Annotated in this window: 22 protein-coding genes and 1 pseudogene; 1 reads left to right on the top strand and 22 read right to left on the bottom strand. The window is 40.5% G+C overall.

Annotated elements, in window-relative coordinates:
• Positions 1–186: 186 nt before the first annotated feature.
• The 5 genes from C0033_RS07095 to C0033_RS07115 form a co-directional block, all read right to left on the bottom strand.
• Positions 187–783: an HNH endonuclease signature motif containing protein gene (locus tag C0033_RS07095; protein ID WP_103227178.1), complete on the bottom strand. Its 597-nt coding sequence runs from the start codon at positions 781–783 to the stop codon at positions 187–189.
• A gap of 73 nt (positions 784–856) precedes the next feature.
• Positions 857–1,060: a hypothetical protein gene (locus C0033_RS07100; RefSeq protein WP_103227179.1), complete on the bottom strand. Its 204-nt coding sequence runs from the start codon at positions 1,058–1,060 to the stop codon at positions 857–859.
• Complete coding sequence (locus C0033_RS07105) at positions 1,060–2,748, bottom strand: SWIM zinc finger family protein (RefSeq protein ID WP_103227180.1); 1,689 nt, start codon at positions 2,746–2,748, stop codon at positions 1,060–1,062. The genes C0033_RS07100 and C0033_RS07105 overlap by 1 nt, the downstream gene beginning before the upstream one ends.
• Before the next feature lie 76 nt (positions 2,749–2,824).
• The gene (locus C0033_RS07110; RefSeq protein ID WP_180994603.1) at positions 2,825–4,051 is read right to left on the bottom strand and encodes a hypothetical protein; all 1,227 of its coding nucleotides are present in this window, start codon (positions 4,049–4,051) and stop codon (positions 2,825–2,827) included.
• A 183-nt stretch (positions 4,052–4,234) separates the two neighbouring features.
• Positions 4,235–5,635, bottom strand: coding sequence for an MATE family efflux transporter (locus tag C0033_RS07115; RefSeq protein ID WP_103227182.1), 1,401 nt, complete (start codon positions 5,633–5,635; stop codon positions 4,235–4,237).
• A gap of 184 nt (positions 5,636–5,819) precedes the next feature.
• Between C0033_RS07115 and C0033_RS07120 the strand changes: the two genes are divergently transcribed.
• Positions 5,820–6,707, top strand: a complete 888-nt coding sequence (locus C0033_RS07120; RefSeq protein ID WP_103227183.1) for a LysR family transcriptional regulator — start codon at positions 5,820–5,822, stop codon at positions 6,705–6,707.
• A gap of 49 nt (positions 6,708–6,756) precedes the next feature.
• Here the strand turns inward: C0033_RS07120 and C0033_RS07125 are convergent, their stop codons facing one another.
• The 17 genes and pseudogenes from C0033_RS07125 to rlmD form a co-directional block, all read right to left on the bottom strand.
• A complete protein-coding gene (locus tag C0033_RS07125) occupies positions 6,757–7,431 on the bottom strand; it encodes a cyclophilin-like fold protein (protein ID WP_180994604.1) in 675 nt (224 codons plus the stop codon).
• Between the two features lie 436 nt (positions 7,432–7,867).
• On the bottom strand, positions 7,868–10,606 hold the full coding sequence (locus C0033_RS07130) for an EAL domain-containing protein (RefSeq protein ID WP_103227184.1): 2,739 nt from the start codon (positions 10,604–10,606) through the stop codon (positions 7,868–7,870).
• 635 nt (positions 10,607–11,241) lie between these two features.
• Entirely contained in the window at positions 11,242–11,817 is a 576-nt protein-coding gene (locus C0033_RS07135) for a hypothetical protein (RefSeq protein ID WP_103227185.1), read from the bottom strand.
• Positions 11,766–11,987 (bottom strand): hypothetical protein, encoded by a 222-nt coding sequence (locus C0033_RS26720; protein ID WP_146043745.1) that lies wholly within the window; start codon positions 11,985–11,987, stop codon positions 11,766–11,768. Before C0033_RS26720 ends, C0033_RS07135 begins: the two co-directional genes overlap by 52 nt.
• 150 nt (positions 11,988–12,137) lie before the next feature.
• The gene (locus C0033_RS07140; RefSeq protein ID WP_103227186.1) at positions 12,138–13,052 is read right to left on the bottom strand and encodes a DNA-binding protein; all 915 of its coding nucleotides are present in this window, start codon (positions 13,050–13,052) and stop codon (positions 12,138–12,140) included.
• Positions 13,053–14,216: 1,164 nt separating this feature from the next.
• Positions 14,217–14,513: a hypothetical protein gene (locus C0033_RS07155; protein ID WP_103227188.1), complete on the bottom strand. Its 297-nt coding sequence runs from the start codon at positions 14,511–14,513 to the stop codon at positions 14,217–14,219.
• Positions 14,514–14,701: 188 nt separating this feature from the next.
• Complete coding sequence (locus tag C0033_RS07160; RefSeq protein ID WP_103227189.1) at positions 14,702–15,220, bottom strand: DUF2716 domain-containing protein; 519 nt, start codon at positions 15,218–15,220, stop codon at positions 14,702–14,704.
• Between the two features lie 73 nt (positions 15,221–15,293).
• The gene (locus C0033_RS07165) at positions 15,294–15,575 is read right to left on the bottom strand and encodes a hypothetical protein (RefSeq protein WP_103227190.1); all 282 of its coding nucleotides are present in this window, start codon (positions 15,573–15,575) and stop codon (positions 15,294–15,296) included.
• Between the two features lie 175 nt (positions 15,576–15,750).
• Positions 15,751–15,939 (bottom strand): hypothetical protein, encoded by a 189-nt coding sequence (locus C0033_RS07170; protein WP_146043746.1) that lies wholly within the window; start codon positions 15,937–15,939, stop codon positions 15,751–15,753.
• 136 nt (positions 15,940–16,075) lie between these two features.
• Positions 16,076–16,477: a hypothetical protein gene (locus tag C0033_RS07175; RefSeq protein WP_103227192.1), complete on the bottom strand. Its 402-nt coding sequence runs from the start codon at positions 16,475–16,477 to the stop codon at positions 16,076–16,078.
• 40 nt (positions 16,478–16,517) lie between these two features.
• Positions 16,518–16,826: pseudogene (locus tag C0033_RS27765) on the bottom strand (CPBP family intramembrane glutamate endopeptidase); the annotation flags it as partial.
• 293 nt (positions 16,827–17,119) lie between these two features.
• Complete coding sequence (locus C0033_RS07185; RefSeq protein ID WP_103227193.1) at positions 17,120–17,380, bottom strand: CPCC family cysteine-rich protein; 261 nt, start codon at positions 17,378–17,380, stop codon at positions 17,120–17,122.
• Positions 17,381–17,439: 59 nt separating this feature from the next.
• A complete protein-coding gene (locus C0033_RS07190; protein WP_103227194.1) occupies positions 17,440–17,943 on the bottom strand; it encodes a zeta toxin family protein in 504 nt (167 codons plus the stop codon).
• A gap of 248 nt (positions 17,944–18,191) precedes the next feature.
• Complete coding sequence (locus tag C0033_RS07195) at positions 18,192–18,728, bottom strand: DUF5131 family protein (RefSeq protein WP_347501053.1); 537 nt, start codon at positions 18,726–18,728, stop codon at positions 18,192–18,194.
• Between the two features lie 108 nt (positions 18,729–18,836).
• Positions 18,837–19,085, bottom strand: a complete 249-nt coding sequence (locus C0033_RS07200) for a GNAT family N-acetyltransferase (RefSeq protein ID WP_347501054.1) — start codon at positions 19,083–19,085, stop codon at positions 18,837–18,839.
• 375 nt (positions 19,086–19,460) lie between these two features.
• Positions 19,461–20,285, bottom strand: a complete 825-nt coding sequence (locus C0033_RS07205) for a serine protease (RefSeq protein WP_103227195.1) — start codon at positions 20,283–20,285, stop codon at positions 19,461–19,463.
• 65 nt (positions 20,286–20,350) lie between these two features.
• Entirely contained in the window at positions 20,351–21,511 is a 1,161-nt protein-coding gene (gene rlmD / locus C0033_RS07210; protein WP_347501055.1) for a 23S rRNA (uracil(1939)-C(5))-methyltransferase RlmD, read from the bottom strand.
• Positions 21,512–21,781: the final 270 nt, after the last annotated feature.

Below are 21,781 nucleotides of genomic sequence, written 5' to 3' on the forward strand. Positions count from 1 at the left end.
AAGCTCCTCTCCTGTGTTTCTGCCATTTATTATACTACAGGCTATGGTGGCGCTCAATATGCTTTCGTTCTCTTTAAATCCATTCCAAATATGCTTTACACAAAACCTTTTCGCCTAACAACACTTGGAATTTAGTAATAAAAATTTCATGATCCGCAAGGACGTGGTTGGACCGTGGCGGCCATATCACTCTTTTGTGCTTTCTAACAAAATATCTATAATACTTAACATTTTTGAACTCATTGATACCGCCCCACCGTGTAGTGCACATCTTTCTGCCATTTGCTTGCGCATGGCTTCGATTGTATCAGAATCCATATTTAACTGTCCAAAACATCCAACTAATTCTTCCAAAGCGATTCCCTTAATAGACGCTGCTTTTTCAAGCTCCCGTCTATAGACCTGCACCCAATTGTCAGATTTTCTTTTATGATAAACCCAAGCATAAAAATTTTTAGGATTTGTCGTATCCGGCGCTTCCTCATGACAATTGGGGCACAATAAAAACAAATTGGATGGCACGTCCTCTCCACCTTTAGACCGCGCAAGAATGTGAGCTTTATTCAGCAGATGATCATGTTTCCACAGCACTTCAATTTTATCCGAATCAACAGTGCTGTAGGGTAAGAGACCGCATCCCCAGCAAACAATACCATCTGAAAATTCAATAAGTTTCACGGCCTCATCCTCAGATGTACACCTCTCCCATAACTTTACTTCTAAATTCTTGGTAATCGCTTTATCTTTCCAATAATTATAAATTTCGTACTTATTAATATTCATTTTGATTCCTCTTTTATCAGAGTCGTCTTTATCACTGCTTTGGCATATACTTCATTCGGATCTGTCATCTGTGTCATCCTTTCTTTTTCATCTGCCTGTCTTCATACATCTCATGAATCCAATCTTTGACGGAAAGTTTCCACTGCTCCCTGGAATTAGGGATATTTTTAATCAGACTTTTGGGATTTAATCCCATTTCTTTCGCCATCTGGATTTCCTTCTCTCCAAGTCTGCATTTTTTCTTAGCTTCCGCCCATAATTCCGGTTTATACCCCATCAAAATCCTGCCCTTCTCAATTCATCCATCATGGCGGGCCGTCTCTTATAAAGAGTCTTCCACTCCCCTGCAAGCTGCGCAGCAGCCTCCCGGCCCTGTGGATAAGATGTGATTTTTTTCAGATACTTCATCAGTTCTTTATAGTCGCTTCTGTTATGTGCCGTTCCTGCCTCTTTTTTTATATAGATAATATAAGCTTCCATCATCCTATCCGGATAGATTTTATTCAGCCTCTTTTCAAAGGAATCCAGCCAATATACGGAGCCGGAGTTTAGCACTTCCTCCAGCAGCCGGTCATACAATTCTTCTGATTCCAGCAGATGCAGTTTAACTGCCATGCCAACGGGGGCTGCCAGCAGTTTTTCCCGGTTCTGTTCCCATTCCTCACGATTACAGACCGCCTTTAATTTCTTTATGAAGTCCAGGCTGTCCTGTGCGCAGGAAAAAACCTGGAACAACAGCTCCTCTTTATATTCTTTCTCCATATGCATCTGGCTGTACAGTTCAATCAGTTTCCGGCTGTACCCTTTAACCCAGCCCTGTGATATCTGATCCAGTTCCTTACTTTCCTTCAGTACGCGGACGGCATCCATATTGTTTCCCGCCCGGATGAATTCTTCGATTTCCAGCATCCTTACCGCTGCAAATCTGCGGTTTTTCTCCCTGTACCGGCGAATTTCTTCTTCCGTGGCACCCAGCGCTTTCATAAACTGTATCCGCTTCCGGATATTGTTTACGTCTCCACTATACACGCTGTAATAGGTTCCGCAGTCTGTACTGTCCCCCCTATTTTCAATCACCTCGTCCAACCTCTGTATTTCCTTCGTTAATAGTTTCTTATCATGCAGTTCATTCAGAAGAAACTCCCTGATATAATCTTCCATATAGTCAATCACAATGCCGTCCGACTGATGCTTCTCAAACCAGGCCCGCATCTTAGTTTTATCCTGTTCACTGCATTTTTCCAGAATCTGCTGCCAGCATTCATAGCAGAGGTCTGCTGCCATGGATGTACCGCCGTCCGAATCATCTATACCCTGGTTGCCGATTGTGACAAATACATGGTTCGTAAGCTCAAATGCCTGCATATAGCACCCTTTTTCAATTATCTCCTGTACCTTGTCACGCAAAAATGCTTCCATCTCGGATATATAGCCACCCGCATTTCTCCAATCTACATAACCGCCCCTGTCCGAATACCGTTTAGCAATTTCCGCTATCTCATTTTTCAGCATAACCATCTGTCCTTGGCTGATGGTGCGGGAATATCTGATCAGAATCTGATTTCTCAGTTTCTCATTCTCCAAAGCTATACATTCCAAAAGGTCTCTCAGCTCATTCTCCGGAATTTCATCTATTACATCCCTGAGCTCATTTCCTGAATCACCACATTTTTCATTCCGGGACTTCTGAGACATTTCAAGATCCCTCTCTCGTTCTTCTATCTCATATAAAACCGCAGCCATATGCTTGCAGTATTTATCATCCTGCGCATAGGGACACGTACAGTTCATATCATAGACATCACCGTCTCTGAGTTCTATCTCCACCCCATAATCTTCTGTCCCCTCTACGTTTGCACGGTACCCTGTCTTTGTCCGCTCAACTTCATCCACAGCCCCCACCACATAATAATCAAACCCCCGTTCAAGAATATGTGGTCTGAATAAATATTTCCAATCATTCATAGTCTCCTCCTGCCGCACCTCATCCGGTTACTATAGTTTCTGCGCAGATCATTCCTCCCGGCAGTTAGCCATCTCCCTATTCATCATCATCCTCATATGCTTCATCCTCATACTCATACATCGGATATTGCTCCGGCGCATCGTGAACTGCCTTTATCAGTTCCGGCTCAGGAACGCTGCCATCAGTGACTTCCACAACCTCGATATCAAACCACCACTCATCCCCAAAGTCGAACAGATAGGAAAAACTATCCCCCTTATGAAGGCGCAAATCTCCCAGCGCCGTATCATGTACAGAATAGTCAGCATTAGACATAAATGCTTCCGGCATGGTAAAGGTCTCTTTCATCATCCCATGTCCTGTATAAAATGCAAACAGATGGTCATTTTCAAATTCAAATACCTTTTGGATCATTAAGTGCAGCTTATAAAGGGAATCAGAAAGGTTCATGCGCACGACCCGGATACAGTTTCCCCGGTGCACACTAATTTCCAGATCAGCTATTTGGTTCTCATAATCCACCGGCTGCTCCTCGAATATCTTTATCAGCCCTGATGCCTTTCCTCCTGAAATATGTTTTTTCCAGTATGTATCGAAACAGAAGAAAGCCAGGTCCTCTTTTTCCTCGTCATACTCCTTATGCACGGCACTGTACAGATTACAAACCAGCTCAAAAAGAGGCTTTATCTCCATTTTCCACTGCCGTTCTATTGGCAATAAATACTTTTGGCCTTCCTTCAATCGTAATGTCAGTACCCCCAGTTCCTCCAGATATGTCATAAGGTTGTCCCTGCCCGTCATACATAATCTGACAGAAATATTTTCCGGCAGGGCATATGACTTATTGGCACATGGTCTTTTTTTCTCCGCCCAATCCATCAAATACTCCATGCTCATCCCACTCCATACACTGTCGTTTGAAAACCGTCCGTCAAAAAGAACATCCATAAGCAGCAAAAGAAATCTTTCTAAGACCGATGCCTCTTTATAGTATCCGTAATTGCATCCGGGCTGCATATAATTCCCCTTTGGGTCCTGTTCCAGGATACCTTTACTTACCGCAAAGAAATAAAAGAAATTAATCACCGGATAGTCTTTTTGTAAACGAGTGGGTTTTTCAAAATCTTCTTTTACAGTAAAGAGACTGTTCAGTTCAAAACATGCCTTTTTACCAATGTTACCTGAGCCTTTGGAAAGTTTGACCTTTTTCTCTAACAGATATTCGCAAAACATATCAAAATCATGACAAACCTTCTCAGCTTCCTTTTCCCAATTTTCTTTTCTGCCTTTTATTATTTTCATCATTTTCTCCTTAGCCGGAACCTGATTTAGACAAAAATCAACCATCCTTTTTGCGGATTTGCTGACATAATGTCTTTTCTCAAATTATAACATGATTTATCTGAACTGACGACTCCTGTTTCATGCAAAATCGTTTTCTAATATGTCCCTTTTGGATATCTGCTGCCAACAATTGCCCGGCACCTATCTGAATCCCCGTTCTAGCATCTTCATATGATGATTTCCCTCATAAGTTTCTGCCATAGGCGCAATCGTATCTCGTTTCACTCTTCCATATAACCATACTCCAAACGGTATTGACAGCGCCTCCGCTAAAGCAAATCCCGACCAGATAACCGCTATATTTCCCATAGCCGCTCCTATCAGCAGAATCGGTATGAGTAAAATCACCTGGCGCATGAATGCAAGATACATACTGTAGTTTCCATTTCCAAATCCCTGAAAAACCGCCGCAAATATAATACCCACCGATGATACGAAAAAGCTGACAGACATGATCCTTACCGCTGAAATCCCGAGACGCATCATCTGTTCAGAAGCGTCAAACAGCATCAGAATTTTATCCGGCATCAGTTCAAGGGCAAACAGGACAACCGTCATCATAATCACAGCATAAAGAAATGCGCACCGGATTGTCTCACGGATTCTCTTTTCTTTTCCGGCCCCGTAATTGTAAGCGATAATCGGAATCAGGCCGTTATTCATTCCCTGGACGCCAATCTGCGCCAGGTTCTGCACTTTCAGCAGGATTCCATAAATTGCCACCGCTGTCGATGAGAACTGATACAGAATGGTGTTGATAAATATACCCATGACGGACATGATTCCCTGCATAATTGCCGTCGGAATTCCAACTTTCAGGATATTTACCACATACTTTTTCTGAATATGCAGGGTAAAATGAACCGGAATTTCCTTGTTTCTTTTTATATTCAAACAGATTCCAAGAAGTCCTCCTGCCAGCTGTCCCGTAACAGTAGCAGCGGCCGCCCCGGCAGTCCCCATTGCCGGAAAACCGAAGTATCCAAATATCAGGATGGGGTCTAAAATCACATTTACAAGGGAAGCCGTCCCCAAAGTGGCAAGAAACAGCGTGGATTTTCCTGTTGCAATCAACAGCCGGTCAAATACCCACTGGATCATCTGCCCAAAAGAAAAGAGCATACAGATCCGGATGTAGGAAATTCCATACCGGGCTATCACTTCGTTTCCGCCGGCCTGCCATGCAAAGTACGGTCTTACAAATAACAGGCAGACAATAACATTGATCAGATAGGCTCCAAATGCCATGACGATGGCCGCTGACGTCGTCTTTTTTACCTCATCCGTTTTCTTTTCTCCCATGGCTTTGGATACCATTGCGTTCAGTCCCACGGCCAGCCCGCATCCCAGCGCAATCATGATCATCTGCAGCGGTGCCGCAAGTGAGATTCCTGTCAGCGCATCTTCGCTGACATGTGAGACAAAAATACTGTCCACAAGATTATAAAGATTGTTTACCAGCAATGATATAATCAGTGGTATGGACGTTTTTATTATTAATTGAGGGACGGGTGCTGTCCCCATGATGCTTTCCTTCTCCATACTTCTCCTCTCCGCAAATCATTTACTTCTTTTTATGCCATTATTGTATTCCAAAAACAGTTTCATATCAAATACTTATACTAAATAGTTTCCCATACTTGACAAGCATATAAAAATGTAGATATAATAGACGTAGACAAAATATAGTTCCGGGCTGCACTGGTACGGGAATGGAGGAATCGGATTGGATATTCGTGTTTTAAGATACTTTATGGCTGTCACCAGAGAAGAAAGCATATCGGGAGCGGCGGAGTCCCTTCATATGACACAGCCGACGCTGTCACGGCAGCTCATGGATTTAGAGGAAGAGATTGGAAAAAAACTATTGATCCGCGGAAACCGCAGAATCACACTTACAGAGGAAGGAATGCTTTTACGCAAACGTGCAGCGGAAATCCTGGATCTGGTTGATAAGACAGAAGCGGAGCTTACGGCGCCGGATGAGTCCATAGGCGGGGATATCTATATCGGAGGCGGAGAGACAGACGCCATGCGCCTGATTGCCAGAATCGCCACTGATTTGCAAAAGAGCTGTCCAGATATCCGTTACCATCTATATAGCGGAAACGCAGATGATGTGATGGAACGGCTGGACAAGGGGCTTCTGGACTTTGGAATCCTCATAGAACCGGCAGATATGAAAAAATATGATTATATCCGACTTCCTGCCACCGATACCTGGGGACTTTTAATGCCCAAGGACTGTCCGCTGGCCTCCCACGATTTTATCCGGCCGGAGGACATCTGGGAACTGCCTCTTATCACCTCCCGCCAGACCACGGTCAGCAATGAATTTTCCGGCTGGCTGAAAAGAGATTATGATAAGCTGAATATCGCAGCCACCTATAATCTGGTATACAATGCCTCACTCATGGTGGAGGAAGGGCTGGGATACGCCCTGTGCCTTGATAAACTGGTAAACACATCAGAAAGCAGCCGCCTGTGCTTCCGGCCGCTCAAACCAAAGATGGAGGCCCATCTTGATATCGTCTGGAAAAAATATCAGGTATTTTCAGGAGCCGCTGACCGTTTTCTTAAAAATGTACAGGACGCTATCCATGGCAGTACCTAACCTTTCATATAGAGTAAAAAAATGCCTTATAAAATATATTTACTGTCAATCAAGAAAAAACAGACAGCCCTTGCAATACGTTATGCAAGGTCTGCCTGCTTCGTTTTCTACCTGTTTGTTTCGTTTCCCACTCCGTCTGTTTCATAGAAAATGTCACAGTCACGTCACCGCTTCCAAGCGCTTCCTCCCATCCGGATAGATCATCTATTTTACCCAGCCTCGTATAGCTCCAGGAATTAGATCCATAAAATATTACGATCTGATTTCCATTATATAAAACAATATCCCCTGACTGAGCCGTGGTTTGACTGTTGCTGGCCGGCAGACTGGTTCCAATAGCCCCTACCTTTTCAAATCCGGAGTAATCGCTCATCTTAATTACTACAGGAGCATTTTCCATCATCCTGACGAAGGAATCCACTGCCGGATTATCTTCCAAGGTTGCTGTGAATGTACTGCTGCCTATCTGTACGTTCATTGTCATTGCCCCGCCCTCCCCTGCAATTGTCTCACTTTCAAGTTCTGAGCCGTTTTCCGCTTCTGACTGGACATCTTCTGTTATTACTGACACTTCCGCTGTTATTCCGGCTGTTACCGGACTTTCTGTTATGACCGCATTCCCGGTTGCTGCTGCAGACTGTGTATTTGGGATTCTGCACGCAGACAGTAAAAAAATAACGGTAAACATCAATCCCATAAACAGCCGTTTCTTAAATAAGCTCATTGACTGCATCTCCTCCTAATATATATTTTTATGTAGTAATAGATTTTTCAAAATCCGGGTTATCTCTTCCCAGGAGAGTAGATTATACCAACTTATAATATAAAGCATTGAGACAACCGCTGTGTTCGATATGATTATAATTCAGCCATTCTACAATATCAAATGCTTATATTAAATACATACGCATGCTTATAAGGTATCTTATCAAACAGATGTACCGGATGTATCTCAGTATCCTATCCGCACGCTTCTCCTGTACTGTCCAGCGTCTTCCTTCTATTATCTAAATCCACTTTGAACCATTCCGATTGGACACAAAAATAGAAGCCGCCATAATTGACAGCTTCCTACATTTATACTCAGTTCAATAATTTTAAAGTGATAGTGCGATTGGCTTATATCCCAATACCTTAACTGCTGTTTCCTCAGAGTACATTTACTCCTTTAAATCCCGATTTACTTTACAGCGCTGCTTGTCCTCATACATGAGCTGATCCATCTCACCTAACGCAGCGTCAATTGGCTCCCCAAGCAGACCGATTCCCATGCTGAAGGAAAGGTTCCCACGTTGGCGGTAAACAGCATCATACCGGCTCCTCGCCTGCTTCAGGGATTCCAAAATCCCCTCAGCAGTCTCTCCGCTTTGGAAAATGGCAAGGAATTCATCACCACCCAGACGAATCATAGCCATAACGCCGGGCACCTGTTCCCGGATAAAATTGACGAAATCACGCAGAACCTTGTCTCCAAAGAGATGTCCTTCAAGGTCATTGACAGCCTTAAAATGATCCAAATCAAAGACCGCTGCATAATGGCCATAAAACTGATGTGAATGCAGCTCCAAGTAACGCCGGTTCTGTGCGCCGGTCAGACTGTCCGTCAGTGCATTTTGCAGATTAAACATATCCTCCTGATAGAGTTCCGTCACATCATAGGCAACGGTAAATATGTACTTCGCTCCGTCAAGAGTAACCCAATACTTCAGCGCATCAAAATACTGGGATGGTTCATCGGTACCCACTGCACCCTTAAATTCCAGCAGCTTCTTTACACCGGTTCGGTTGTCCTGGTCCTTTTGCAGGTCAAGACTCCCGTCATGGCACTGCATAAAGGTATCGGCCACATTATCCGGAACAATTGCCGCCAGGTCTATATTGGTTTTTCCTAACGGATCCACATCTGTGTACTTTGCAATCCAATCCCGGAAATTTTGGTTCAAATATACGATTTGATGTTTTTCATTCCTAAGGCTCAGGAATCCCGGATATGTCTCTGCCAAAACCTCTTCGAACATCCGCTTGCTTCTCTTTTCCCAGTTCGGAACCATAGAATTCATGCTCTTATCCATGAGGCGCGTCGGTAACACGATACGCGGCTCAAACACCGGATACTTCTGGTCGAATACTTTCTGCGGGATAGGCCTCGTAAAGTAATACCCCTGTGCAAAGTCACACCCGATATTATGCAGGAAATCAACATGCTGCTTGGTCTCGGCTCCTTCGCACACAATCTGGACTCCCATGGTATGAGCCAATTCCACAGCGCAGATGATAATTCCCTTTACCCGGTCATGTATATCCGCTTCCTGCAAAAATACCTTATCTAATTTGATAATTCTAAGAGGAAGGCTGCCCAGCAAATTCATATTGGAATAACCTGATCCGAAATCATCCATGGCAATGGGGAATCCCTCTTCATCCAATTTGCTCAGCATCTGGAGAACGATATCCGCAATATCATTAAAGGCACTCTCCGTCACTTCAATTTCAATACAGTCATGGGGAATTTCATATTGATCCACGATGCTGTGAAAAGTCTCGTAAAATGCCTGGTAATAGAGGGTGACACGGGAAAAATTGACCGAAATAGGAAACAGCTCTTGTCCTTGCTCTTGACGATTATGCAGATATCTACAAACTTTTTTGAGCATATAGAAATCTAAGTCTGCGATTGAACCATTCTCCTCAAACAACGGGATAAATGAGTCCGGATACAAGGTGCCTTTTCCAGGCAGTTCCCACCGAACCAGTGCTTCCGCTCCAACGGTTCTCATATTGGACAGTTCCACTCTGGACTGAAGGTACAGCTCAAACTCCTCATTATCAAGGGCATGCTGCAGCTGCTCTTTCAATTTACGCTCCTGCTTCAGCTTTTCCAGCAGCTGCTCATCATACCAAACCAACGATTTATCAGCGGCTGTCTTTGCTGCTTTGTGAGCCATCTTGGCCTTATCCATAATGGTCTTAATCAATTCTCCGTTATTTTGAATTTGATATGCTCCATAAGTAAAACCAACACCTCCAAAAGGTTCCAGAAATGCCTGAGCCTTTGTAGTATGTTCCAGGATCTCCTGCAGCTCAGAAATAAATGTTTCATCTGCATCGGCCAGAAGAATAAAATCGTCTGCATCAAGGCGGGCGCATAGGTAGTTCCCATCTTTCCAATTTTTCAGCGCCGAAGCCAGGGCACACAAAAGCTGGTCTCCCTGGACGTATCCGACAGAATCATTGATCATCTTAAAATTATCAATATCGAATGCCACAATAATAAATCTGCTTTTGGCCTGTTGGCGCAGTAAGCTTGCGGCAGCCGGCTCAAAACCGGCCCGGTTCAAAAGACCAGTCAGTTTATCTGTAGATACGGCCGTTTCCAATTTTCTCTGATTACGCTTATTTACAATTAAAAAAACAACGATAGACACAAATAAAATGAAAAAGTACACCAATATAAAACCGATTAGTTTATGGTTTGAGTCCTGTTCGGCCTGCAGTACCAAACGGTCTGCCATCTCAAAATGCTGCTGGCTTAAATCATACAGCCTCGCATCGGAGGTACTTCCGGAACGTACAAAGTTTATCTCTTCCTTAATATTCTTCCAAACCTCATTCAATTCATATAGCTGATTCTGAAATTGCTTATTGTTGTTTTTTGTAAGGCCATAATCTCCCTTACCGGTCTGAAGATCATAAATGATTCCATCCAGATATGCAATCAGCCCGTCGTCTGGCTTACCATTCATCTCTTCCTTCACAAGACGCTGCGTGGCACCGCGGACTAATCCGGTATAATTGATAATGCGGGCATCCCCTACATTCCATAAGAGCATCACTACCAAGAGCAGAACTGCAAGCAGCCACATCCCTGTATACAGTTGAAATCCCCGCTTTGTCTTCATCGTATTAGTCCCCTATCTTCCATTCAGTTTAATCGTTGGTAACTATCTGACATTACAATAGCAAAATACAAATTTTCCACCAATTTAATGCTTTAATTGTAACCTAATTTTTTAAACAAAGCAACTAACTTTTGCTGCTCTTTCTACTATCATGGGACGCAAAAACATTATACATGGAATTCTTCCTTTTGCTGACTATGCTATTTATCCGCCCTCCGTTTTTAAGGCAGCTTGAATTTATTGCCACTGCCGTATTTCGGGGCGGTATGACCTTGAGAGGCGACAATCGCAGGTAGGAAGCGGGGCAGCCATATACAGTTAATCGCACAAAATGACTTCTATGCTACACTTTATAAGAGTCATTTTGAAAATGCGGGCTGATGGATAGTGCAGTTCGATATTATATGTAAAAAGGTCAGCCAATTTTTAGTCGGCTAACCTAGAATTTTCCCCATATATAACTCTCACAATAAATGAAGTTGATGTTACAGATTCCTGTAAGACGTGGTTGAACCTTAACGAAGTTTTTCTTATCTAAATTTATTTACACCGCCAATTAAAGCATCTTTTCAACTCCTATCCGACTTTTGTTCCAGCAAATTTATTGAATCCTGATACTCCTTCTCTACACTGATTTAATTATCAAGAACTCGATCAGCCTGCACTAGTTCCCTAGCCATTATTGATAACGTTTGTTCTCTTAACTCATTATTTGCTATTTGGGATACTAAAACATTTCCCAGATATGTATTTGCCGTCTCTACCATATTGGATTGAAATTTATTTGCAGACTCAACTGTTTTAGTGTACATTAAAATAAATACTGCGCCAACTGCATCTACTAATAATCCGCCAAGAAAACCTGAGACTATTACGATTAATTGTACTGAATTTTCATTTAAAAATATAGAGATAATAGTACTAGCTATTATGCCTATTCCAATAAATATAATAAATACCCCTATCGCAAATATTATTTTTGTATGAGCCAGATTAAGAGTGAGATATTTTTCTATATCTGCTTGTTTTTTGGATAGCTGTTTCAAAGCTTTTTCTTCGTTACTTAACCCTTTAATTTCTTCCAAAAAAATATCATCTTCAATTATACTTAATTCAAATTTTGAATCAACTTTTATCTTATGATTTTTATATAGATCTTTTAACTTACATATAATCCCCCACCAAAAACTATACTCCACCAAATAAACCATAGTGTATCAATTGTATTTTTGCTGCGACTATCTTTTAAGGTTGATAAAATATTTTTTTGCTTTTCTTTCAAAGTTTTTGTAATGCTTCCAAATTCTTTTTTGTCATCATTAGTAAGTTCTTGTTCATCTGAAGTTATTTCTTGACAGCTTTCTTTATTTATATCTCCCATTTCCGCCCTTCTTTCTATATTCTAAAATATCTTAATATTCCATTTTGTTTCTGATAAGATTCTACACGGACCTCATAATGTCTGGAAGGTGTATTTATTATTTCCAAATATCGAACTCATGCTTTACCTAAGTACATCATTATTTAATTGCTATTCGAAATATGTCAGGATGTTTTGTAAACGTTCTTCCAAATATTCAGCTATCAACGCCGTCATTTCTGTAGATGATTTGTCACGGTAATAGCTATCAAAGGCCTCATAATATCGCTTTCGATCAGCAAATTTCACATTGATTGGGGGATATCCATTCTGCATTAAAAAGAGATTAAGTATTAACCGGCCCGTGCGTCCATTCCCATCCACAAATGGGTGAATACCTTCAAATTCCAAATGAAACATAGCTGCCCTCTCAATCGGATGCATCTTAGTGTGGTCAAAGTCTCTCACTAACTTTTCAATTAATTCAGGCACTAATACCGGCTCTGGCGGCACATGAAAAGCCCCCATAATTCGAACTGGTATCCGGCGATAGATGCCTCTATCTTCTGGACGATCCATTAGAACCAACGTGTGAATTTGTTTTATAATATACTCAGTAAATGGTGTGTTATCCTTTACTATGTCCTGTACATACAAAAATGCGTCACGATGTCCAACAGCTTCAAGATGATCCTTCAACGGCTTTTTATCTATAGTGATACCTTCTAATACCATTGCTGTTTCCTGCAGAGTAAGCGTATTACCCTCAATAGCATTCGAGTTATAGGTATACTCAATAAGAAATTCCTCACGCAAACGTTGAATCTCTCCTTGTGTCAGAGGACGATGATTATTTAATTCATCCTTAAGAGCATCAATTCTTGAAAAAAGTGGTATGAATTGTTTCGGTATTTGTTTATTCCTATTTTTCCGACCATCTACAGGCTTAATAGCATCTACCGGAATCCTATATGATCGTCCTTTACGAATAATTCCCGGAATTATATTTTCATTGCATAATACTCGAACTCGGCGGTCCGAAATCCCCCATCTGTTTGCTGCTTCCTGTACGCTCATATATTCCAAAAGATCCACCTCCTCTTATACTACTATTATGATATCCTTTATTATACACAATTTTCGGAATAATACGCAAGGATATTTTTATATTTTTGCTTTTAATATTCCGATTTTCATTGTACGAATTCCATTAAGTTTAAACCCACCACCGCTTTTCGGTCTTCAAAATTCATACGCTATGATGCGGTACTGTTCACGAATATCACAGCATTCGTATTTGCTCTATTCATCCTCAAAGTAGGAAAATATCTGCAAGCCTCCTTCCCTTTTCATTCTTGTTCCACATCTCCAGACAATATTTCATCTTCAAAATACATACTGATACCTCTTTCTTTTAAATATCTGATTATGTTTAATAATTCCAGCGTATCTCTCAACACTCTGCTTACCGATTTAGTAAGTATTTAATCCATTTCTCCCTTATCCGCCTGCCTGATCATCCGCTCCAACCTGGTACATCTCTTTTTCGTAGCCCGCTCTTTCCATAATCATAATAAACACCAACAAATTGCCAATCATTATAATTTGATATTTCTTTGTGTGCTCAGGTATCATTCTAATTCTTCTTGCAAGGTCACAAAACCTCCAATCAACAAAAAAGACGCAAAGACCTCATCGTCCTCACGTTTAAATTAAGATTTTCATTTTTTCTATCCTGCCTATTCCTCTATCAACGGCTCCACAGGAACAGGTAAAAAATCATGTGTTGGCTTCGAATCAATCATATCCTAACACCGTTTACACTAAATACAATTCTTTTATATCCTCATTTTTTCCCCGTAATTTTTTCCCTTTTTCCATTCCAACACGCTGCAACAGGACTATGGACTCGCAGTGTCTGGAGTGTGTGATTCTGATTTCCAAAAAGCTCAAAAGGGCCTTTGCGTAAACGCCATAATCCACTCTAAATAACGAATCAACCTTTCTATTTGTAGACCGGTTGATGTGATGATCCTCCACAAAATTATAACATGATTTTATAGAACTGACGACTCCCGTTTTTTCCAGAAGCGCTTTTTTAGATATGTCCTTTGCTGGCCCCTTACTGCCAACAATAAAATTCTTGATACCACACTTCAGTGGCAATTCAGCATCAAAACAAATATATCGTGATCCATTAAAAATACTTTAACTAAGTATTTTCATTCACTCACACTATTGATGAAGTTGCTATCCCTGTTCCACGGTCGGCTCTTGAAATAATGTTGCATAATTGTCTATCCCCTTAGCTAATTTCTGATAATCTTCTGGCTCCGGCTTGTAAATGTACCATTCCCATTTACTTCTTTCATTCCATATGTGTGGTACCAATCCATCTCTAAACAAAGGATTATCATTTTTTTCAACTCCTAATACATCTTTAAACCTCAAAGTATAATTATCAACCTCTGCTTCACGATAATTGATCATCGTCATTTTTATACCATTATAACGATATCTTCCATCCCCTTCTAACTGCATGCGCATCCGAATATAGCTCCCGACCTTTACATAACACATCGAGGAAAAAAGTCACCTTATCATTATAGCAGCTCATCTTCAAAAAAAGTCATTCTACCACCTTTCTCCTTTGATGATAACCCATTTCGAAATATTCAGAATCCAGCATTATGTCAGCTTCCTATGTATTTATACATAGCTCAACAAATTTGAATTTATTTTATGGGTTTCCAACCTAATTCTGTATATATTTTTTTAACTTCATTCTGCAATACTGAACCGAACAGCCAAACTTCTTGTCTCCACGGATGACCTAAATACCCGTTTTCGAATTTTTCATCGATAAAAAAATAGTAATCCCCATCCGGATAAAATGATGGGAAAAAGGCATTATATCCGCCTCCTGAATATCTCTCATCATTAACCCATGTATCTTGTTGTTCTTGAATATTATATGGACTGAATACAAACGCACTGTGGTGCCAGTCTAACGCATACCATTTTCTATCATCTGATGTGCAACAAATCAGACATTTTCTGATTAAATCGTCCATTTGGTCAATTTGGCTCTCATTCATATTTTCTATTGCATAAATTGAGTATGGAGAAGCTATTTCAAATGGCAATGTGCCTTCTAAAGAATGACCTCTATATTCACAAGACGGCTTAAAATTCAACTTATCATAGACTTTATTCCAAATAGCGTTATATTCGGCATTATCGCTAATTAGCACTTTCTTTCACCACCTTCTTTGTACAAATTCCGATTTTCTCGCTTTATTCAACTTTTCAGTAAACTAAGAACTGTCATGTATCTGTAATATCACCAGGGGCAATATCATTCCAATTACCCTCAAGCATTTTCGTTAGTGCTCGATAAGTGATTTTTTTAGGAATGATTTTATTTCTAAAGGCGCTTGTCTCTGATTTAGCTGTAACGATTACAATCTGTGATTTCGGCAAAAAGGTTAATCTATGTATATCTGTACAAATTTCACTATTCAAATCACTTAAAATAGCTTTATCTAGTTGTAAACGAAAATCTTTATTGTATTTTGCTTTCAATATAAAATCATAAGTCATAATCATATAGTTTCCCTCACAATTCCGATTTTACGCCCTGTTCAACTTCCCGGTAAACCCAAAGTTGATTTTTCGCTGGTCCTATCACTCGTAGCACAGCCAAACGTCTACGGTGAAATCGGCTGTTTCATATGGGTCAGCATATACGTCAACTACAAAGTTACAGGAAATATGTCTGCCTTTATAAATCATAAGAATATATTCCTATATCATGCCAGTTAGCAGAAAATGAAATATAATCCCCTTTTTTCTTTTCCGAAGCTATTACGTCAATATCAAGCATATCTAGCCAGTCAGTATCAAAGCGTACATAGTAGACCTGATTATCCCTTTCTTCACATATGCCTACAAATACCTTTAATTGTTCCAATGTCAGTATTTCCCGTAACAATCAGAAGTATTTCCTGATACTCTAATTTATCTATGATAAATTGCACTTTTGTCCTCCAAATTCCGATTTTGCTGCACTGTTCAGCTTCCCTATAAACTGGAAGTTGGGGAATGTTTTATTCTGCTTCTTCCCACTTTAAATTTGGATACAACTCTCCGGTTTTGGCAAAATGCAGGACACATTCTGCTGCCAAATCTAAATTATCTATCGCATTTCGCTTTAAAACTGGCGTTTGACTTCCAATATTTACAGGCGCATCCTCTTGGGAGTCCTCATACTTCGGATTAATTGGCTGATACATATGAGCAATCCCATTCTCGTCCCATGTATTAAAGGCAAGTGCCACCCATCTATTCGCAATATCTACAGAGAGAAAGTCCTCCTCACCATATTCATCCAAAGCCAGCCACGCATTTGAAATCTGATTGTTACGAATATTGAAAATCAATTTATTTACTGCTTCTTGCGTGACCAGTTGCTCATCACCATTAAGAAAATGAATGGCAAGATTATCCATACTTATTGCCTCCTTAAAAAATTCCGATTTTATGTTCTATTTAACCGTCTGGTAATATCTTAATGGTTGTTATAGAAACAAAAATAGTCGCGGCATTTGCAACAATCGTACCCGTCCAGTTCATCGTTATCGTTCCAAAGACAGTGGACGCTGCAATAAACATTGTGTGAAACAGCACACACATAAATATGTAGCTTTTCCCTGATCCTTTGTAGACTGCTCCAAAGAAAAATCGCAAAGCTATACACTGAACAGCAAACATCCCAAAGTTAATTAGCCCATATTTATGATTTGTCCCAGGAATAAAGAAAAGAGGGATATGCCAAAAAATCCAAATGCCCCCGGTAAAATAATACGGAAAAGCCGTCCATGTCATTATCCACACTTTTTATCTGCCACAGAATTGTGTTACATGCCATTTGATTGTCTTTCCCATACATTTCAAGTATTCTTTTACATTGTCTGGGAGCGACATTAAACATGGGATTTTAGCTATATCTATTTGCTGAAAATCGACATGATTTCTTCTGAAAATTTCCTCCACTTGATTTGTGTCCATGCATAACACCACCTTTATCGCAAACAATTCCGATTTACCGCGCTATTCAGATCCCCTATAAACAACGATCTATCTTATTAAAATTATTTATTATTCTCTGGAAATTCTTGGGGCAATGGCAGCCGAACATGAGGTAAACTTTTAAGGTCACATGCAGAATATTTTTTGTAATTTTCACGTCCTTGAGCCAGTGTCATATGATTTGCTCCACTATACGCTTCTGAATTTTCTTCAAACACATCATTTTCCCAAAAACAAACAGGACATATATCCCATCCAATTTCTTCCACTGTCCCAACAAGAGTATAGTAACCACAACATTTACATTTATGTCGTTGTTCCATTAACCGCACCCCCACATAACTTAATATAATCCCGATTCATCACCCCAATAAATAGGATTTTACATACAAGACAAAATCCACTCTTTAACTTTAGAAGAACTCTCGGAAAGTGAAATATCAGAAGTATCAATTTTATTCTCAATTAATAAATGTTGATACTTCATATTCATTCCTTTCATCGCATTTATAAAACCATACGCCCTTTCACCTGCATTCTTCCATTCGGGTCTTGAAAGTAATCTGGATTCCAGTTCTTCATTGGAACAATAGAGAGTTAAGAAATGAACATCAAAGGTATCTATTGCAAATGAAGTCAAGTTTTCCGGCAAACCGAGACCTGCATGAAAGATAGCCACAGACACACCGTTGTTTGTAATGTCGTTTGCCAATTTGAACCACAGGTCATAGAATTGCCCCGTATTTTCCATATTGAATATTTGGGGATGCCATAAAGAATCGCCATCCAAACAAATAACCTTGTCCATTGTTCCCGCTAACATTTGGCAGATTGCAGATTTGCCACATCCGCTTGCACCACCAATTAAAAATAGATGCTTTTTCATAGTGTATCTCCCATCAAACTTCTGATTTAAGGAATATATTGAATCTGCTAAGCAATATGCCTTCAAATTACATTGGCATTCAGTTTTCATTCAGACAGCCAATCATCCATGCAAACACGCTCCTGTGGCTGTCTTTTCCTCAAGATATGCCCATATATATCTTAACATCAATTATTCAATAAATGCACACATTTTTGATATATTTATATCTTAAATTTTTCATCCACAATAACACTTGAATATAATATTCAGTATCTATAATTTACTCCGGCCTTCTGCGCCTGACTCATCTGATCCTTCCGATCTATCAAATACACCTTACTCCCCTTCTTGAACCTTGCCCCAGTCTGCTTAAACCAGAAAGGTACATCATATTCCACACACTGTTCCATGGAATCAAGTATCCAGGCGAAGTCGCAGATTCTTGCGTCCGGCCCGGACTCTCCTCCGCAAGTAACCCCTTGTATCTTCCCCGTGGCCAAATACTTCCGAATATCAATCTGTTCCAGCATCGGCTCATGAATTACAGTCCGATGTTTGATCGGCAAATTCAGAAACAGAGGAAGACGGTAGTCAGCCCGGTTCTGGTTCTCACAGGTACAACAGATTGTCACATTCTCATATCCGCTTCCCCAGTCCCCCGGTAATTCCAGCTCAAATCGGTGTGTGCGTTTGGTAATAATAACCAAATGCAAATCGCTGCGCCTGCGAATGATATCCCATGCTTCCTCACGCCATTCATCTGCCTCATCCAGAAAGAAATCAGCGGTCATACAGGTATACACACTCTCACCATCCGGCTACAACTTGTATTCCCCCTTGCGGTTACGTTTTATTGGCATATTTTCAAACACATGCATGGACAGCCTCTTCTTTTTTACCGTTTAAATCAGCTAATGGCCGATTCCCTGTCCCTTATGTCCTGCCGCTACAAAAATCCCGGCAATGTATTCCGCATTCATTCCGATGAATCCCAGAATTTCTCCATCCTCCTCGTACACATATACATCCTTACCTCTTCTCTCTGCTATATCGGACCAGCCTCTATCACGCAAGTCCCAAAAGAACGTTTGTTCGCTCGCAAAACTGTTGGTAACTATGTACCACCGAAGCCCATTCTTTACCTCCATATGCTTTTTCATTTTTATGGTGTTGTTTTTATCCATTTTTCACTGCCAAAATCCCATCACCCAATTTCATTTATATTACGTAAAAAAGGCCAGCCATTTTTTCGTCAGCTGACCTTGAATTTTCCCATATATCACTGAAATACCTTCCTGCATCTATGGAAGGGGGCTAAAAATCAGAGCTAAAAACGGCCATTTTTTGCCCTGTATTTTGCTCGATTGTCGCCCAAAAGCTAATATATATTGTTGTTTAACACTCTATTTTTTCTTCAAACCACAATTCTGCATCATTATCACCGACTCCACATGTGTGGAGTGTGCGAAAAAGATTACTGGAAAACACAGTTAATCCTTGACGTAACCTTTTTATCATCACGCCATCACATTTAATTATCTAATTTGACACCTAATTAGTGGTTCAATTATCTTTTTTAACTCCTTTATTTCATGAGCCTTTACATAGTACCCTAAATTAATCATTGTTTGTGCGCTTGTATATATTTTTTGTTTCATTGGTATATCTATAACATTAATATCTCCCTCGATACTCATTGTTGGCCCTGCAAATAGAATTCCTAAAAAGATAATTCTTTTCGCTCCTAAATATGTATTCCCCTGTTTATCTGAATACCCATTTTCATCTAATATATAAATTGGTGAACCCGACGAGCCTGGAAAACAAGCCATATCGACCAGACCTATACTTTTTTCATTAAAATCATATCCCGGATGGGCAGCTGTAAATCCTTTTCTAAAGATAGGATAATTATGTGTTGCATCCCATAATCCATTGGGATAACCGACCATAACCACCTCTTCTAATGCTGCAAGTTCATTTAGCTTAGAAATATCATAAATCAATGTTTCTTCATTTGCGATATAGAACACCTCTTTTCCAGTTCTTTCTTTTACCTCTTGGAACAACGGATTAACAAGTGTGCAGCATATATCATGAGTAGGGTGAAATATCCATTTACTATGAAACGTCACATCAAAATTGTCTTGTGAAGCTTCATTCCCCTCCCTTAAATGCAATAAAAATTTCATCGGTTCATCTGGATTATTGTTCACAACATGCTTATTTGTAACAATTGCAGGTACTATATACTCTCCAAATTTAAAATTGAAGAAAAATCCTGTTCCTGATGATCCGTCAGTACATTCTAATCGCACTGTATTATAAAGCAATTGTTCCGAAATACTAATTGGTTTCATTTTCTTTCTCCTCCCACAAATATAGGTAATTATTTGTTTGCATTTTTCAACAATCGTACAATGCATTATTTTGTCATTCGACACAATTCGACACAAACCTCGCAATGAGGCGTCATCGGGAACAAATCCACCCCCCAAGCCTCCTTCGCCACAAATCCTTTCTTCTCAAAATACCTCAAATCCCTCTCCAATGTCTCCGGCCCACAGGATATATACACCACTTTTTCAGGCCCCATCTTCGCTACAGAATCAATAAATTCTTCCGTACTTCCGCTTCTTGGCGGGTCAAGAAATACGACGTCCGCCTTTTCCCCGCGTTCCGCCATATTTGTCATGAATTTACCTGCATCGTTACAATAAAACTGGATATTCTTGATCCCATTGCATTTGGCATTCTCGACCGCATCCTTAACCGCATCCCGGTTTAGCTCCACTCCGATCACCTGTCCGGCCTTTTTGCTTGCCACGATTCCAATTGTGCCAATTCCGCAGTATGCATCGATCACCCGCTCCTTCCCGGTCAGTCCGGCCAGCTGGATGGCTTTTTCATAAAGTACTTCCGTCTGAACCGGGTTGATCTGGTAAAAGGACTTGGAGGAGATCCGGAAACGGCAGCCGCACAGCACGTCCTCAATATATCCTTTTCCAAAAAGCGTCTTTTCTTTATCTCCCAGCACCATGCTGGTATTTCTGTCGTTTACATTCTGTATGATTGTGGTTATTTCAGGATGTTTTTCCCTGAGCGCCTTCACAAAATTATTTTTAGATGGAAATATAGGGGATGCGGTAACGAGGACTACCATGATCTCGCCCGTTGCAAATCCTCGCTTTACAAGGACATGGCGGAGGAGACCGTAGCCGCTGTCCTCATCATAAGTTCTGATTTTAAATGATTTCAGCATTCCGCGTATTGTACCGATGATTTCATCTGCTTTTTCATCTTCAATCCAGCATTTTTCCACGGGAACGAGGATATGGGTTCCTTCCTTATAAACGCCGGAAATCACGTTTCCTTTCGCATGACCGAATACGGCATGTACCTTGTTTCTATAAAAATATGGGTTCTTCATCCCGATAATCTTATTTACTTTACAATGCTTTTTCAAAAGCTTTTCCAACATTTCCTGCTTTAACGCCAACTGTTTTTCATAAGGCATGTCCAGATACTGACAACCTCCGCACTGTTTTGATACAGGGCATTTGCTTTTTTTCTTCTTCTCATCCATATTCGATTCTCCCATTATCTCTATTTTTACGTTATTAACCCTTCTGAGCTCACAAAAAGCAGCATCCTGCTGCCCTTCAGTCTGATAATTATAAGCGATTCCGACGGTAAGTGCAATTCCTTTCCTCGTGATATTAAAAAACAGGTAACAGCATTCCGATAATTGCGCCTGCTCCGGCAGTTTCCATGGGCGTTTCTATTCCGTTTTTGCGCATAAGTGATTCTAAATGTGCAGGATTTTTCTAAAAACCAAGGAACACGTCCAAACTCG

It is taken from the genome of Clostridium sp. chh4-2 (genome assembly GCF_002899675.1).
In the GTDB taxonomy this organism is placed as follows: domain Bacteria; phylum Bacillota; class Clostridia; order Lachnospirales; family Lachnospiraceae; genus CHH4-2.

Coding starts and splice junctions, on each gene's coding strand:
- C0033_RS07095 (WP_103227178.1), bottom strand. CDS start 783: ATGAATATTAATAAGTACGAAATTTATAATTATTGGAAAGATAAAGCG.
- C0033_RS07100 (WP_103227179.1), bottom strand. CDS start 1,060: ATGGGGTATAAACCGGAATTATGGGCGGAAGCTAAGAAAAAATGCAGA.
- C0033_RS07105 (WP_103227180.1), bottom strand. CDS start 2,748: ATGAATGATTGGAAATATTTATTCAGACCACATATTCTTGAACGGGGG.
- C0033_RS07110 (WP_180994603.1), bottom strand. CDS start 4,051: ATGAAAATAATAAAAGGCAGAAAAGAAAATTGGGAAAAGGAAGCTGAG.
- C0033_RS07115 (WP_103227182.1), bottom strand. CDS start 5,635: ATGGAGAAGGAAAGCATCATGGGGACAGCACCCGTCCCTCAATTAATA.
- C0033_RS07125 (WP_180994604.1), bottom strand. CDS start 7,431: ATGAGCTTATTTAAGAAACGGCTGTTTATGGGATTGATGTTTACCGTT.
- C0033_RS07130 (WP_103227184.1), bottom strand. CDS start 10,606: ATGAAGACAAAGCGGGGATTTCAACTGTATACAGGGATGTGGCTGCTT.
- C0033_RS07135 (WP_103227185.1), bottom strand. CDS start 11,817: ATGGTTTATTTGGTGGAGTATAGTTTTTGGTGGGGGATTATATGTAAG.
- C0033_RS26720 (WP_146043745.1), bottom strand. CDS start 11,987: ATGGGAGATATAAATAAAGAAAGCTGTCAAGAAATAACTTCAGATGAA.
- C0033_RS07155 (WP_103227188.1), bottom strand. CDS start 14,513: ATGCGCATGCAGTTAGAAGGGGATGGAAGATATCGTTATAATGGTATA.
- C0033_RS07165 (WP_103227190.1), bottom strand. CDS start 15,575: ATGATTATGACTTATGATTTTATATTGAAAGCAAAATACAATAAAGAT.
- C0033_RS07175 (WP_103227192.1), bottom strand. CDS start 16,477: ATGGATAATCTTGCCATTCATTTTCTTAATGGTGATGAGCAACTGGTC.
- C0033_RS07185 (WP_103227193.1), bottom strand. CDS start 17,380: ATGGAACAACGACATAAATGTAAATGTTGTGGTTACTATACTCTTGTT.
- C0033_RS07190 (WP_103227194.1), bottom strand. CDS start 17,943: ATGAAAAAGCATCTATTTTTAATTGGTGGTGCAAGCGGATGTGGCAAA.
- C0033_RS07200 (WP_347501054.1), bottom strand. CDS start 19,085: ATGAAAAAGCATATGGAGGTAAAGAATGGGCTTCGGTGGTACATAGTT.
- C0033_RS07205 (WP_103227195.1), bottom strand. CDS start 20,285: ATGAAACCAATTAGTATTTCGGAACAATTGCTTTATAATACAGTGCGA.
- rlmD (WP_347501055.1), bottom strand. CDS start 21,511: ATGGATGAGAAGAAGAAAAAAAGCAAATGCCCTGTATCAAAACAGTGC.